The organism is Myxococcus sp. MH1 (assembly GCF_059738865.1).
This window is the reverse complement of record NZ_AP026947.1, coordinates 6,506,381-6,522,093: the sequence shown is the minus strand read 5'-3', so window position 1 is coordinate 6,522,093 and position 15,713 is coordinate 6,506,381. Positions and strand designations below refer to the sequence as shown.

The 15,713-nt window shown below is 69.0% G+C and carries 9 protein-coding genes; 7 read left to right on the top strand and 2 right to left on the bottom strand.

Annotated elements, in window-relative coordinates:
- Positions 1–93 precede the first annotated feature (93 nt).
- The 4 genes from rnr to AC6JA9_RS25340 all read left to right on the top strand — a co-directional run bounded on the left by rnr (position 94) and on the right by AC6JA9_RS25340 (position 9,131).
- Positions 94–3,696, top strand: a complete 3,603-nt coding sequence (gene rnr, locus AC6JA9_RS25355) for a ribonuclease R (protein ID WP_497957967.1) — start codon at positions 94–96, stop codon at positions 3,694–3,696.
- Between the two features lie 290 nt (positions 3,697–3,986).
- Positions 3,987–5,429, top strand: a complete 1,443-nt coding sequence (locus AC6JA9_RS25350) for a hypothetical protein (protein ID WP_497957966.1) — start codon at positions 3,987–3,989, stop codon at positions 5,427–5,429.
- 231 nt (positions 5,430–5,660) lie between these two features.
- Complete coding sequence (locus tag AC6JA9_RS25345) at positions 5,661–6,425, top strand: hypothetical protein (RefSeq protein WP_223747640.1); 765 nt, start codon at positions 5,661–5,663, stop codon at positions 6,423–6,425.
- Between the two features lie 291 nt (positions 6,426–6,716).
- Entirely contained in the window at positions 6,717–9,131 is a 2,415-nt protein-coding gene (locus AC6JA9_RS25340) for a protein kinase domain-containing protein (RefSeq protein WP_497957965.1), read from the top strand.
- 154 nt (positions 9,132–9,285) lie between these two features.
- Here AC6JA9_RS25340 and AC6JA9_RS25335 read toward each other — a convergent pair whose 3' ends face one another.
- Positions 9,286–11,124: an SBBP repeat-containing protein gene (locus tag AC6JA9_RS25335; protein ID WP_497957964.1), complete on the bottom strand. Its 1,839-nt coding sequence runs from the start codon at positions 11,122–11,124 to the stop codon at positions 9,286–9,288.
- Positions 11,125–11,342: 218 nt separating this feature from the next.
- Here AC6JA9_RS25335 and AC6JA9_RS25330 point away from each other — a divergent pair, with 218 nt between their 5' ends.
- Positions 11,343–12,146, top strand: a complete 804-nt coding sequence (locus AC6JA9_RS25330) for a hypothetical protein (protein WP_497957963.1) — start codon at positions 11,343–11,345, stop codon at positions 12,144–12,146.
- A 222-nt stretch (positions 12,147–12,368) separates the two neighbouring features.
- The gene (locus AC6JA9_RS25325; RefSeq protein WP_497957962.1) at positions 12,369–13,517 is read left to right on the top strand and encodes a hypothetical protein; all 1,149 of its coding nucleotides are present in this window, start codon (positions 12,369–12,371) and stop codon (positions 13,515–13,517) included.
- A 443-nt stretch (positions 13,518–13,960) separates the two neighbouring features.
- On the opposite strand, the gene AC6JA9_RS25320 is transcribed toward AC6JA9_RS25325, so the two are convergent.
- Positions 13,961–14,278, bottom strand: a complete 318-nt coding sequence (locus AC6JA9_RS25320) for a hypothetical protein (protein WP_497957961.1) — start codon at positions 14,276–14,278, stop codon at positions 13,961–13,963.
- 212 nt (positions 14,279–14,490) lie between these two features.
- Between AC6JA9_RS25320 and AC6JA9_RS25315 the strand changes: the two genes are divergently transcribed.
- Positions 14,491–15,708, top strand: coding sequence for a glycosyltransferase family 4 protein (locus AC6JA9_RS25315; RefSeq protein WP_497957960.1), 1,218 nt, complete (start codon positions 14,491–14,493; stop codon positions 15,706–15,708).
- Positions 15,709–15,713 lie beyond the last annotated feature (5 nt).

Below are 15,713 nucleotides of genomic sequence, written 5' to 3'. Positions count from 1 at the left end.
GGAGGACTCCGGGAAGCAGTCGGTCGCCGGGGGGTTCCCGCCCGGCCGCTTCGGGCTTACCCGTTCCCGTAGCGGCCGAGCCGCGACCCCACCGTGAGCATTCCTCCCGACCTTCTCCAGCAGATTCTCTCCGACGCAGACCACCCGCTGGGCATCAAGGAGCTCCTGCGACTCGCGGGCCTGCATCCTGGCCAGCAGACCGAGCTCAAGCGCGCCCTGCGCGAGCTGGTCCGTCAAGGCGCCATCGTCAAGGAGGGCAAGCGCTTCCTGCGCCCCAGCCCCCGTCGTGACGAGGCCGTACGTCCTGCCCCCGCGCACCCTGAGCAGGCGCGTCCGGAGGCGCCCCGCTTCGGCAAGGCCCACTCGAACGACTCCCGCGCCCGCTTCCAGGGGCATGGAGCGCGCGGACAGGAGGGCGGCCGTTTCCAGGACCGTGGTGCCCCGTCACGTGGCGCCCGCGACGCCGGACGCCATGGCGGTGGCCGGCGCGACGACTGGCGTGAGCGCTCCGGTCAGCGAGGCCGGAGGGAGCGCCGCTTCGGCGAGGTGCTCGACACGGTGGAGGGCATCCTCCACGTGCATCAGAACGGCTTCGGCTTCGTGCACCCGGTGTCGGGCGAGGGCGAGAACATCTTCCTGCCGCCGGGCGAGGCGCAGCGCGCGCTCGACAATGACCGGGTGGTGGTGGAGGTGGCGGGGCGGCCCGGACGTTACGAGGGGCGGCTGGTGCAGGTGGTGGACCGACGCCGCGAGCTGGCGGTGGGCGTCTACACCGCGCACGGGCGCCACGCGCTGGTGCTGCCGACGGACACGAGCCTGCCGGGGCCCATCCGCGTGCCGTTCACCCAGATGGCCCAGGAGGGCGACCTGGTGAAGGTGCGCCTGGGCGTGGGCGCGAACCTGTTGGACCCGGGGCGTGGGTTGATCGGCGAGGTGGCCGGCTCGCTCGGCAAGCCCGGCACGCCGAGCTCCGAGGTGATCGGCATCGCCTACTCGCAGGGCTTCTCGGACGAGTTCCCGCCGGAGGTCATGGACGAGGCGGACCGCTACGCCGTCACGGTGTCCGAGGACGAGGCGCGCGGCGAGCAGCGCCGCGACCTGCGCGCGATGGCGCTGGTCACCATCGACGGCGAGGACGCGCGCGACTTCGACGACGCGGTGTACGTGGAGGAGCAGCCGGGAGGTTGGCGGCTGGTGGTGGCCATCGCGGACGTGACGCACTACGTGCGCGAGCGCAGCGCGCTGGACGCGGAGGCGCTCCGGCGCGCGACGTCCGTGTACCTGCCGGACCGGGTGCTGCCGATGCTCCCGGAGCGGCTGAGCAACGGCATCTGCTCGCTGCGTCCGGACGAGGACCGGCTGTGCATGGTGGCGGACATGACGTTCGACACCCAGGGCCAGCGGCGCTCGTCCACGCTGTACCCGGCGGTGATGCGCAGCCAGGCTCGGTGCACGTACAACGAGGTGCAGGACGTCCTCGATGGCAAGGACGTGCCGCACCGCAACGCCTTCAAGCCGCACTTCGAGCGGATGATGTCGCTGGCGCGGGCGCTGATGAAGATGCGCAAGGAGCGCGGCGCCATCGACTTCGACCTGCCCGAGCACAAGGTCGTCGTGGGCAAGGACGGCCTGCCCGAGCGCATGGACAAGCGCGAGCGCAAGGACAGCCACCGGCTCATCGAGGAGTGCATGCTCGCCGCGAACGAGGCGGTGGCGCGCTTCTTCCAGGACGAGGGCCTGCCCACGGTGTACCGGTTCCACGGCGAGCCGGACGAGGAGAAGCTGGCGGCCTTCGCGGCGCTGGCACAGGCGTATGGCTTCAAGCTGCGCTTCGAGGACGGGGTGTCGTCGAAGGAGCTGGACGCGTTCATCAGCCAGCTGGCGGGCCACCCGGAGCAGCGGGCGCTGAACCAGCTGCTGCTGCGCTCGATGATGCAGGCCGTGTACACGGCCTCGAAGGTGGGGCACTACGGGCTCGCGGCCGAGCACTACCTGCACTTCACCTCGCCCATCCGTCGCTACCCGGACCTGCTGGTGCACCGGCTGCTCAAGGCCCACTGGGCGAGGGCAGGCCGCAAGCCGTCGCAGGCCATGCTCGAGCGCGAGGAGGAGAAGCTCGAGGACATGGCGATGCAGTGCTCGGATCGCGAGCGCGCGGCCATGCAGGTGGAGCGCGAGGTGGTCTCGTTCTACGCGGCCCTGATGATGAAGGACCGCGTCGGCGAGGAGTTCGCGGCCACCATCGCGGCCATCACCGACTTCGGCTTCTTCGTCGAGCTGGACGAGGTGCACGTCGAAGGCCTGGTGAAGGCGGAGACGCTGGGGCCGGGCTCGAAGCTGGACAAGCAGACGCACGCGCTGGTGTATCCGAACGGGCGCCGCGTCCGCGTGGGCCAGAAGCTGCGCGTGCGGTTGCTGTCGGCGAACCCGACGGCGCGGAAGATCGACTTCGAGGCGCTCCAGTTCGACGGCGAGGCGCCGCTGGCGCGCCGTGAGGGCGGAGCGTTCTCGCACCGTCGTCCCGAGCGCCGCGAGCAGGTCGCGCATGGCAAGCACCGGGCCGAGCGGCCGGGACGCTGGGAGCGCGAGGAGAAGAAACAGGGCTCCGCCCGAGGCTGGGCCGCGCGCGAGGAGCCCTCGAGTCCCCGCGGCCGGTTCGTGCGGGAAGGGCGCCGCGAGGAGCCCGCGCGGGGCGAGGAGAAGTTCAAGCAGCCCTGGCGCGACGAGTCGGCGAACAAGCCCCGCGAAGGTCGTCCCGAGCGGGAGGGCCACGGTGAGAAGCGTCGGGTCTTCGTGCGCCCCGAGCAGCAGGGTGCCGAGGTGCGAGGTGCGCAGTCCGTGGAGCAGGAGTCCTCCGCCGTGAAGACGTTGGAGGCCCCCTCCGCTCCCGAGGCGACGGGTGGCTCGCCGCATCCCGGATTCGACCGGCTCCGCGCCCTGGCCGCGCAGGGGCAGCGTGGCGGCGGTACCCATGGTGCCAAGGGCGGGCGTCCGCACGCGCCGCAGAAGCACGGTCACGGCGGGAAGCCCGCCTCGAAGGACACGCGCTTCCACCACCGGCCGCCGCCGAAGTTCGAGCCGCCGAAGCCTCGCGAGGAGACGGATGCCGCGTTCTCGCCAGAGAACTGGCAGCCCTCCGTTCCCGCCGAGCCTCCCGCGAAGCCGCCGGCGGCCCGTGAGTCGCGCGACGTGACGACGCACGTGGAGCCGTCGGCTCGTGCGACGCCAGGGGTGGTGTTGACCGCGGAGCCCGTGGTGACGACCGCTCCGGAAGCGGTCTCCCGTCCGGTGACGCCGCCTGCTTCGCGGGTCCGTCCGGCGGACGTGATGGACGCGGAGGTCGTGGGAGAGGCCCCCGCGAAGAAGCGCTCCCCGCGTGCGAAGCCGAAGCGCGAGTCCTCCGCCCCGAGCACACGGAAGACGGCCACCAGGCCCGCGGCCACGAAGAAGTCCGCGAAGAAGCCCGTGGCCGCGAAGAAGGCGCCCAAGGCGAAAGCGGCCAAGTCCACGACGCCCAGGTCGAAGCCCGCGAAGGTCAAGGTCACCGCGCCCAGGTCGAAGCCGGCGAAGTCCAAGGTCGTGCCCGCGAAGTCCAGGACGGCGCGGGCTCCGACGAAGGCCGCCGCGAAGAAGGGCAAGAAGGCCGCGTCCGCGAGCAAGCCTCGCGGCACGGGCAAGGCTCGAACGAAGCGCTGAGCGCCGAGCCAGGCCGCGCGAGCGACAGTCGCTCGCCGCGCGGTGTGGGGCAGGTGGGCCACATGATGTGGGGTGGTCCCCCCTGAATCCACGCGGATGCAACAGTGACGGCGGCAGCTGCTCCCAGGTGACTCCGTGCGAGCGCCCATGGCATGTCACTTGCCTTGGGGACGCGAACACACGACGCGTGTGCGCACAGTCATCTTGTCGAGGAGTGGAGCATGCGAGCCGTCCGGCCGGGCCGACGTTCGTCACCTTGGGTTCTCTGCCTCGCGCTCGGTGTCGCGAGTGTGCTCACGGCCTGCTCCTCCGATGACCCGGTCGACGGGAACCCCAAGCCCGACGCGGGCACGAGCGCTGACGGCGGCACGGGCTCCGACGCGGGAGGCAACCCCGACGCGGGTTCGTCCGGCTCCGACGGTGGCGCGTCCACGCCGGATGGTGGACCCGGCCCGCTGCCTCCGTTCACCTGGGGAAGCGGGCCGGAGACGGGCTCCATCTCGGGGGACGTGTGGACGCCGGGGCGTGACTCGACGGGTCTGGTGAACGAGGCCTCCTGGGCGCTGGTGCCCAAGGGACGCTGGATTGAAGTCGCGGGGACGCCGCTCACCACGCTCGACGCGGAGGTCAAGGCCGCGCTCCCGGGCTTCAGCGACCTGGGCTCGCAGGGCATCGCCGGTGTCATCAACGCGTACTCCGGCATCGCGCTGGATGCGCCGAGGGCGCGGTGGTGGGCCTTCGGCGGTGGCCACGCCGACAGCTCCAACAACGGCCTCTATCGCTTCGACATGGCGCGGATGCGCTGGAGCATCGAGCAGCTGCCGGACAACTCCGCGAACTGGACGAACGTCCCCTGGGGCAACACCTACAGCGGCTATCCCCCCGCGGAGGCGTACGCCAAGGCGCATCCGGACAGCGACGTCCATTCGGACGAGTTCTTCGACCCGGACCGCCCCGCCGCGTCGACGCGCAACCCCACCGCGCGCCACACGTACAACGGGCTCGTCTACAACCCGGACCTCGACGAGGTGGCCACCGGCGTCCGGCGCATGTGGCGCTACAGCCTGAAGACTCGCACCTGGACGCGCCACAATCCGTTCAACACGCCGGGGGCCTCGTATGACGGCTCGAAGGGCTACGGCGGCGCCGCCGGCTGGACGTTCTGGGACGAGGTGCGCGGGCGCTACATGTTCGGCCCCACGGAGAACTACAACTATTCGCAGTGGTGGTCCTTCGGCCCCGAGGACACGTCCTGGAAGTGGGAGGTCGTCACGCCTCCCGCCTGGCACTTCGCGCAGATGGCCCGCGTGGGCCGCGTCCTCGTGAGCTTCCCCGCGCCGGGACACGAGGAGCCGCACGTGCAGATGCCGCGGTTGATCACCTACGACCTGGACACGACGAAGTGGAACGACATTCCACTGCGGAGCGACCTTGTGCGGGCGCGCTGCTATCCCGAATACTTCGAGGGCATGATCTTCACCCACGTGCCGCCGCTCAATCGCTACATCGCCGCGTTCCGGTATGACCGCGACGGGGACGGCTCCTTCGAATACCGCACCTACGAGGTCGACGCCGAGGCCCGCACCCTGCGCGAGGCCCCCCAGTGGGAGGCGGGCGCCTTCGGCGGCTGGCATGACCTGGTCAAGAACCGCTTCTTCTACCAGGCCACGCACGACGCCCTCGTCTATGTGCGCAAGGGCGAGGAGAACCTGCGAGTCTTCAGGTTGCCCTGAGCGGATTGCCTTCACGCTCAGCGCGAGAGTGATGTGATTGGGAGCAAGATGGCCCTGCCTTTGCTGGCGGGGTCGTTTTGTTTTCACAGGCACATGAAAAAAAGTCCTGGATCTGCGTAGCCCGTAGAGAGCGGAGGTCCAGTGAGAGCAGCCCTTTCCGCATGTATCGTCCTTGCAACAAATCATGAATATGCGGGATCAATCGACCCCCGCATGATAGGAAGCGCGCCCATGCGCACTTCCCTTCGGCTGTCTTCCCTCGTCCTTGCGTCGTCCTTCATCGTTGGTTGCCTCGGTCCCGAGGCGGAGCCGACGCCCGAGCCCGTCCAGGCCACCCAGGAGCAGGAGGCCACGGACCCCAACTTCCGCGTCTACAACATCGTCGAGGCCGTGCTGCCCGCCGGCAACTATGACGGCGTCGCGGGCAACGAGTGTGTTGCCCTCCTGAACCCCGAGCACCGCCTGCGCAAGGTCATCCTGGTGGCGCCCGCGGCCGCCAACGGCAGCTGCGCGCTGAGCGGGTACACGGCCGGCTCCGCCCTGAGCTTCACGTGGGGCGACACGTCCGTCTACCAGGGCTCCGCCGGCATCGCCTCCATCCGCGCCGCGCTGTCCGACTCGAACGGCGCCGTGCACCGCGTCGTCGGCTCCATCACCAACGAGGCCGCGGCCCTGGCCAGCCTCAACGCGTTCCTCGCGCAGCCCACCGCGACGCAGGGCGCCCAGCTGGGTGGCTTCACCGCCGTCCGGGTCCACTCCATCTATGACTTCGAGGGCCAGGAGCAGGTCAATGCCGAGGCCGCGTACCAGTCCGTCCGCGTCACCCAGCCCTGCGAGAACCCCGGCTCCCCTGAGCTCGTGGCGCGCGTGAACAACGGCTTCGTCTACGGCTACTCCGCCAGCAACACGGGCAGCTGCCACAGCGGCTGGTTCACCGTGACCCGCCGCTACAACCGCAACTGGCAGCTCGTCTACAACTACTCCTACTCGGAGTGATTCGCCGCGCCGCTCGGGCGCTCCCGTGAGGGCTCGAGCGACGCGTGGTTCCGCCGGTGCCCGCCATCCTGGGCGGGCGCCGGTGTGATGCGGTCGGACGCCCTCCATTGACTGCCATTGCGCCGCGCCGGGCGCGATGTGTGCCGTTGGGGGTGTCTGTCGTGCGGGTGGGCGTGGGTGCCACACCTGGGATTGCCGCCATCCCCCTACCCAGACGCCCCGCAAACAGACATCGTGTGGCCCGCGAAGTGCCACTTCGATGCGCCTCGAGCGTCCAGGACGGGTTGCCCGATGACCCAGGAGCCGCAGCAGAGCCTCGGACGTTATGAGCTCCTCGCCCAACTCGGCAGGGGAGGCATGGCGGAGACGTGGCGCGCGCGGCTGGTGGGCGCCGCCGGAGTCACCAAGCCCGTCCTCATCAAGAAGGTGCTCCCGGAGCACGCGAACGACGAGGCCTTCATCGCGATGTTCATCAGCGAGGCGCGCATCTCCGCCACGCTGTCCCACGGGAACATCGCGCAGGTCTTCGACTTCGGTCGGATGGATGGCCAGTACTTCCTGGCCATGGAGCTGGTGGATGGCCAGCCGCTGCACCGCGTGTTGAGACGCGCGGCGAAGACGGGCCTCGCGTCGATGCCCATCCCGCTGGCCACGTACATCGCGATGGAGATGTGCCGCGGGCTGCACTACGCGCACTCGCGCACGGACGACCAGGGCGTGCCCCTGCACATCGTCCACCGCGACATCTCCCCCGACAATGTCCTCATCAGCTACGAGGGACAGGTCAAGATCGTCGACTTCGGCATCGCCAAGGCGCGCATGCTGCGCAGCTTCCACACCGAGCCGGGCATCGTCCGGGGGAAGTACCTCTACTTCTCTCCCGAGCAGGCCCGGGGCCAGGAGGTGGATGCGCGCACGGATGTCTGGGCCACGGGCCTGGTGCTGTACGAGATGCTCTGCGGTCAGGCTCCGGTCTCCGGCTCGGAGGCCCTGGTCATGTCGAAGCTGGCGCACGGCGAGTTCCCCTCGCCGCGAGAGGTGCGCAAGGAGCTGCCGAACGCGCTGAATGAGATTGTCATGCGGGCGCTGGCCGTGGACACCCGGTTCCGCTACGAGTCGGCGAACGCCTTCGGCGACGCGCTGGCCGGATTCCTCCATTCCTTCGCGCCCCGCTTCGGGATGTCCAACCTGGCGTACCTGGTCCGCGAGCTGTTCCGCGAGGACCTGCTGCAGCAGGGAAGGGACCTCGCGGTGCCGGCCTCGTTCGTCGAGGAGCTGAGCGCGTGGCGAGGCACCGAGCACGCTCCGACGCGCGCGCCCACGAAGTCGACCCGCGTTCTCCAGGACGTCGTGCCCACGACGCCGCTGCCCGGGAGAGGCCAGGCCAACCCCGAGCCGCCTCCGTCCGCTCCCCAGGAGCCGCCGAGCCGGTCCTGGCGCTGGGGGCTCCTCGCCGCCGGAGGACTGGTGGCGATGCTCACGCTGGCCCTGCTGCCCTGGGTGCTCGATGACGGGCCTCCTCCCGCGCCGCCCCCGCCGCCGGGGCCCCTGGAGCCCTTGGGGGAAGGAGGCCCGGAGGTCCTGGCCGGGAGCGGCAGCGCGCTGGGGACATCGGACTCGACCTCCGAGGTCCAGGGTGTCCCCGTGGCGGAGGCCGAGTCCGTCGCCGACCATCCCGACGCGACCTCCATCCGCCTGGACTCCCGTCGACATGTCTTCCGCGTGCCGGGGGAGATGGTGGCCTTCTTCCACCTGTCCCCGTCCGCCACGTACTCCCTCTGGGAGCCGGGCTTCTCGGCCCGGAGCCCGCCGCGCGCGGTCCTGGAGCCGGCTGTGTATGCCGAGCAGCCCATCTTCTATCTGCTCGCCGGAGATGCCGTCCCCGTCGCCCAGCGTCAGGGCGTCGTTCCGCGGCGTCCGCTGGCGCTCAAGGGCATCCGGTCCGTCGCCCTGTTCACGCTCGGGGAGCCCATCAAGGACGACCTCAGCCCGCAGAACGTGTCCCTGCGCGATCCCCACGAGCGCTCCGAGCGGCGCTTCATCTTCCATCCGGAGCCCATGCGGGTGTCCACCGCCCAGGGCTTCCTGCTCCGGGGGCTGGACGCCCGGCAGACGTACACCGTGTCCCTGGCTCCCGTGGGCGAGGGCGTCTTCCCGAGGGGCCGCCCGCTGGGGCCCGCGAACCACGCCGCCTGCGTCGAGTGGTCCCCGAGCAACGCCCTGCCGAAGCTGGACCGGTACGGCGACCCCATCCGGATGCAGCCCGTGCGCTTCTTCCTGTCGGGGACGCGCGAGGTGAAGGTCCGAGGCATCCAGGGGCTGCGCTGCGGTCTGCTCGACGACGATGTCTCGGACAACGAAGGTGAGGTCGAGGTGCGGGTGAGCTCGGCGGATGCGCGACGGCCCAGGAGCCCGAGCCCCGCCGCGTCCTCGACTCCCGACGACGAGGCGGCCCGGCTGTACGCCGAGGCCCAGCGGCTGTCGCGCGCGGGGAAGACCCACGATGCCTTCCTGCTCGCCGAGGACTGCCTCTCCAACGTGCCGGAGCAGGCGAGCTGTCTGCTCCTCTCCGGCGCCATGCAGGCACGTCTCAACCGGATGGAGGGCGCCCGCGAGCGTTACCGGACGTTCGTGAAGCGCTATCCCGCCCACCCCGAGGCCGCCAGGGTGCGCCAGCTCCTCGAGGACTATTCCAAGACACGCTGATGCCTCATGGCTGTCTCGGTACGACCGCCAGGAAGCATCCCGATTCAATCGGCACTCCGACGCCCGCGGAGGTGTCCGCCGCGGGCGTCGGCTCTTCAGGCAGAGCCTGGGTGGGCCTGACACACGCGCTTCGTGTCACGCCCGGATGGGTGGCTCAGAGCGGCCTGGCGATCTTGGACAGGAACGTGTCTGGGGTCCCCAGGATGGTGTTGCCCTGGTAGTGACCGTCCACGTAGCCGCCGACGTAGAGGTTGCCTGTCCCGTCCACGACGACACCCATGCTGCGCACGTCCTTGGCCACGCCGTTGATGGCCGCGGTCTCCTGCTGGATGACCCACTGCAGGTTGCCGGTGTGGTCCAGCTTCGCCACGTAGTTGTGGACCTTGCCTCCGCTGGTGTCCGTCACCTGCGTGATGTCCGCCACGCCGCCGCCCGTCGCGTAGATGCCGCTCGCGTCGACGTAGAGCCCCATCGCGAAGGAGCCGGAGCCCGAGTCGAGCTCCCACACCCACTGCTTCACGCCCGAGGGGCTGAAGCGGGCCACGAACACGTCGATCTGCGGGGTGACGTTGGGCACGCCATCCATGCCGCCACCCGAGTAGCCCGCGAGATACACGTTGCCCGTCGCATCGACCTGCGACGCGTACAGGTAGGCCGCCGTTCCGGGCGCACCCGCAAGCCGGGTCCACTGCTTCACGCCGTCGGCGTCGTACTTGGTGATGAAGGCGTCCTGGGGGCCCGTGAGGGTGTTTCCATCCAGGTTGCCGTCCGTCCAGCCGGACACGTAGACATTGCCGAGGTCATCCGCGGCGGCACGGCGACCATGGGTCGTCTTGCCGGCAACGCCCAGCTGTCGCGTCCACAGCCTGGTGCCGTCGGGGCCGTACTTCACCACGAAGGCGTCATAGCTGCCGATGCGCGTGTTCCCATCCAGGCCACCGTTCGTCAGGCCCACCAGGAAGGCATTGTCATTGGCATCCACCGCCACGCCGTAGCCCTCCGTCTGGGCATTCGCGACGCCAATCTGGCGCGTCCAACCATGGACGCCCGTGTAGCGATAGCGCATCAGGAACGCGCTCGACCCTGGAATGGACGGGTTGCCGTCCAGTGATCCCGAGGTCCAGCCCGCGACGTAGATCTCCTCGAAGCTGCGGTTGCGCGCCACGCCGTAGCCCAGGGCGATGTTGCCCGCTGCGCCGATCTGCTTGTGGAACAGCAGGTTGCCATTCCAGTCTCGCGCCGAGAGGAAGGCATCCATCTGGCCCACCGCGGGCTGGCCCGACAGGCCCACCGAGGTCATCCCCGTGGCGTAGGTGCGCCCCGCCGGGTCTCCCGCGAGGTCATGGATGCGACTGAATCCCCCCGTGCCTCCGGTGGTCCGGGTCCACAGCGAGGACGTCATGGGGTAGGGCTGACAATTGTAGAGCTCCAGACGTGAGATGGAGACCACGACGTTGCCCGCGCGGCTGTCATTGTCATCCGTCACGCTGATTCGATACTTCTTGTACGCGCCGGGGGAGCTGACGGCGAACTCGCGGCGCTCGTGGCCGGCCCAGCCCGTCTGGTTGGTTCGGGTGTCCATCACCGTCCAGGCGCTGCCGGTCCACCCCTCCAGCGTCCAGTTCTTCGGGGCGCGGGTGGTGATGGTGCCGTTGCCGTAGGTGACGGCATATCGCTGCACCAGCTGGGAGGTGCTCGGAAACTCATAGGCCAGCCACGCGGGTGTCTGTCCCTGGGTCGATAGCCAGAAGCTCGCCGCGTTGTCGAACCCGAGCCATGGCTGATAGCTGGGGTCATACATGCTGGAGGCAGATGCGATGCCCGACGGGATGTTGTTCCCCGACATCACGGGGATGAGGCTGGTGCACGTCAGCCCCTGCTCCTGCGCCGACAGACTTGCGTCCGCCTTCTCCTCCTTCGCATCCACTCCGTCGCAGCCGGCCAGTGCCAGAGCGCTGGCGACAAAAATGCTCCGAATCGTTCGATGACTCATCACGGTGTCTCCTCTCGACTTCCGCGTGCCGGATGGCACACGTCTCCCGGGCGCGTTCGTTCGTCGTCCCGGTCAGGCTTTGATGGCGATTGATTCGGGCCACAGTGACTCTGGTACTTGTGAAGTCTGACGGACTCTTTGTGTCAGCGTGTTTCCAGTGCCGTGGAGTAGGCTCGGGCGTGAGCGAGGGGATGGCCCTCGTGTGAAGGGGGAACTCCATGCGATACGTTGTCCCGTTCGTGCTGCTCTCCGCGACCTCCGTTGTCGCATCCACGCCAGCGCCGGAGGGGCAGGGTGGGGAGTACGTGGCGGTCATCTGGGGAGGCGGCAAGGACGCGGAGGCCGCGAAGGCGTCCGTGGCGAAGTGGGAGTCGGAGCGGGAGCTGGTCGCGAAGGCGCTCGTGTTGGCGGAGGGTTTTCCGAAGACGGTGTCGAGCGGCTCGGTGCCGGGGCTCAACCCGGGTTTCGAGGTCGTGTTGCTGGGGTTCTGTCGGAGTGACGAGTCCGCGGTGCAGCTCCGCTTGTTGAAGGCGTATTACCCGTTCATCTACGAGCGGCCGGTGACGCAGGCGGTGTCCGCGTGTCCGAAGTGGAAGGAGGCGGGGGGCGAGCGCGTGGTCCATGAGCCGGCGATGTTGAAGGTGGGGCTGAGTGGCGTGACGCTGACGCGCGTCGTCTCCCGGCCGAAGCCTCCGGTGTCGTTGGGGGATGGGCAGGTGGTGCTGTGGCTGGACGTGGTGGCGCGCGACGCGGCGGGCAAGTACCTGGGCAAGGTGAGCATGGAGGACGAGCACTCCCCGACGGGCATGGGGATGGAGGGCTGCGACACGACGCTGGAGCCCTCCCGCAAGACGGCCTTCGTGGTGACCCGGCGTTGCACCTACGCGGCGGGGGCCGCGTGCAACTTCCTGCCGAGCGACACCACGCGCACCGTCGTGAAGTGGGACGGGCAGAAGCTGGTCGAGGAGGACAAGGTCATCGAGAAGCGGGAGCTGAACTACGACAGGGACTGCGCCGAGTAGCCCGAGGGCTCACGTCGACGGGCAGGACGATGACGGCTGTCAGGGGGCTGATGACTGCCGTCATCAGGCGACGCGGGGAGACCCGGGAGAGGGTGCTCGCCAACTGATTGAAATCAGGAGGGCAGTGCGTCCGCTTGGGGCGACACGGGCATGGCATGTGGGGTGCAGTGGGGAGGGGCATCGCAGGAACGACCCATCCGCCGCACTTCGAAGGAGCCTCCCATGTCCCCCCGCATCGGTAAGAAGCTGACCCGCTCCAACACGCTGCCGTCCTCGTCCACCCCGAAGGTGTCCCAGCCGAAGCCCTTGGGGCGGGCGAACACGCTGCCGTCCTCGGCGCCGTCCTCGCAGGTGACGAAGCCCGTGGCGACGAAGCCGACGCCGGGTGCGCAGCCCGCGGTGGAGCCCAGGCCGCTGAAGCACCCGGGCATGGTGGAGGGCCAGCCGTCGTACAGCCCCTTCGAGAAGACCACGGGCCAGGCCTCGGACATCATGGTGAGCGGCGGCGACAACAAGCTCACGGCTCCGGCGGGCGCCCAGCCGAACATGCTCGTGGACCGGCCTGGCAAGACGTTCCAGAAGGACACCTTCGGTGGGGGTTCGCTGAGTGGTGGCACGGGCTCGGTGCAGGCCTCGACCACGCGGTACGACGCTCCGGGCGTGCACCACTACTCGGCGCAGGCCGAGGTGAACGGGCCCAACGCGGCGTTCGAGCTGCAGAAGACGCACGCGGGCCGGTTCGGCGTGACGAGTGGTCAGATCACCGGTGAGGCAAACAGCTTCAAGGCGCAGGGGCAGGCGGGGCTGTCGTACGACCGGCACAACCACGCGTACACGGCGGCGCTGACGGGCAAGGCGGAGACAGGCGTGGGCGTGACGGCGAGCGCGAGCCACGACTTCAACCGGCACGTGGGTGGCTACGTGAAGGGCGAGGCGAAGGCGTCGGCGACGGCGTACGCCGAGGGTGTGGCGAGCCTGGACCCGAGGACGGCTACGGCGATGCTCTCCGGTCAGGTGGGCGCGGCGGCCACGGCGGGTGCGTACGGCACGGCGGGCGGGCACCTGGGCCGGCTGCACGGCTCTGTCACGGGCGGCGTGGTGGCGGGCGCGGCGGCGCAGGCGGGCGGCAAGATTGGGTTGGAGAATGGCTTCTTCAAGCAGTCGGCGGATGTGAATGCCGCGGCGGGCGTGGGTACGCACCTGAAGACGGACGTGGCGGTGGACCTGCGTCACCACATCAAGCCGGGCATCGCGTCGGGTCTGCGTCCGGCCGCCGGGTTGGGCACGAGCGTGGCCTCGCCCGCCAACACCCTGGAGCCCGAGAAGTCCCGCATGGAGAACTTCTTCTCGAAGGTCTTCCACCAGTCCTGAGGCGTGCGTCGGGCGACCGGGTCGCCACGGTGAAGGATGAAGCCCAGTTCCCTGGTGGGGAGCTGGGCTTTTACGCGTCCTCGGCTGGGATGGGGGCCACTCGATTCGCTCGCAGCGGGTCTGGCTGGGGTTCCCCGTGCCACACTGACGGGAGTAGGCGTACTCGCTCACGAAGCAGCGACCGCTCGGGCAGTCGCTGATGCCGCACTCGATGACGTCCGCCATGGCGCTGTGGCTGTTCCCCCGGTGGGGGACTCCGGCACCTCCGGCCGGGTGTCCTCTTGGGGGGGCGGGGCCACAAGTCACGGGGAAGAGGGAGGCCACTGCCGTCGCGAGCATGCGCTGATGCTCTTCATTCAGTCCTCCTCTGTTGGCGGTGACGCCATCATTGGTTTCGAGAGCCCAACAAAAAGGCGGGGAGATACTCCTGGGTGTCCTTCAGGTCATGGCTGCTGCGAGGGAGCAGGCTCGCTGTACATGGGCCAAGGGTTCTCCGGCGGATCCTCGCAGAATCCCTCAGATATGACTTTGATGAATGCCGTCGCTCTTCCGCCCCACCGCATGGGAGCGAAGCAGGTGCAGATCTCATAGCCGACGAGTACGCGGTACGTGTCGTCGCTGTAATAGTGGTAGCTGTAACTGTTGTTGTCGCACCAAGGAAGGGCGTCTTCACGAGATGCGAGGGCTTCGTTCTCCTCGTCGAGGACGGCTGCCCCACAGCCAGCAAGTACACCTGAAAGAAGCACTCCTGCGATTCGCATGGTTCCTCCCCGGGAATGACGTTCGAGGTACAGTGTAGCTTTGCGTGTCGAGTGATTGCGTGGCCAGTGGGTCGCATGGGACTCGCCCTGAAAGTTGCGAGTGAAAGGGATGTCCGCCTGATGTTGGATTGCAGTGCTCACTTTCTTACCTCTCTCAGTCTGCCGGGCTAGGGTGGCCCATCGCCCGCAGTCGTTTGGATAGAACACAGGCCATGACCGCCGCCCCTTTCCGTCTGGGAATGCTCATCCCGGAGTTCCCCACGCAGACCCATGCCTTCTTCTGGCGGGAGATCACCGCCCTGCGCGCCATGGGCGTGGAGGTGCATGTCTTCTCGACGCGGCGCCCGGTGGAGGACTGCCCCCACGAGTGGGCCTCGCGCGCGGCCGCCGAGACCACGTATCTCTTTCCGCCCAGGCTCTCTTCGGCGCTGGTCTCTCCAAGAGACTTCCCGGGCATGGCCCAGGCGCTCGCGTACGTCTCCAAGCTCTCGGTGGGGGTGAAGCAGAAGGCGCGTGCGTTGGGGATGCTCGCATGCGCGGTGGACTTCCTGCACCACGCGCGGGAGCGGAAGCTGGACCACGTGCATGGCCACTCGGCAGCGGATGCCGCGCATGTGCTCGCGCTCTGCCGGATCCTGGGAGGGCCGCGCTACAGCTTCCATCTGCATGGGGATCTGCCGGTGTATGGGACGGACCATGCCGCGAAGGCCTGGGATGCCACGTTCGTGGCAGCCGCCGCGCGCCCCATGCAGCGCGAGCTCATCGAGTCCGTGGGGCTTCCTCCCGAGCGGACGTATACCCTGTGGATGGGGGTGGACACGGACCGCTTCCGCCCTCCGGCGAAGCGCGCGGAGTCTCCTCGGGGACTGCACCTGGCTTCGATTGGACGACTCAATCTCTGCAAGGGGCACGTGCATACCTTCGCGGGCCTGCGCAAGGCGTTGGACCGGGGCCTGCGTGCGCACCTGACCTTGGGCGGGCGAGGGCCTCACGAGGAGGAGATCCGTCAGGCCATCGCCCGTTTCGGATTGCAGGCGCACGTGGACATGGTGGGGCCGCTGAGTGAGGCGGCCGTCATCGAGCTGCTGCACGGCGCGGATGCCTTCGTGCTGTCCAGCACGGGGCTTGGAGAGGCTTCGCCCGTCGCCGTGATGGAGGCGATGGCGTGTGGTGTCCCCGCGGTCTGTTCCATCATCGGGGGTACGCCAGACATGATTTCCGATGGGACGGATGGGCTGCTGGTGGGGCAGGGGGACGAGGAGGGGTTGGCGAAGGCCTTCCTCCGGCTCGGGAAGGACACGGCGCTGCGTGAGCGGATGTCCCGTGCGGCGCGTGAGCGTGCCGTGCGCTCCTTCGATTATCGTGAGACGAGTCGGAGCCTGCTGGATGCCATCCAGCAGTCACGTGCGCCGCAGCGCCGGGCCGCGTGATGGGC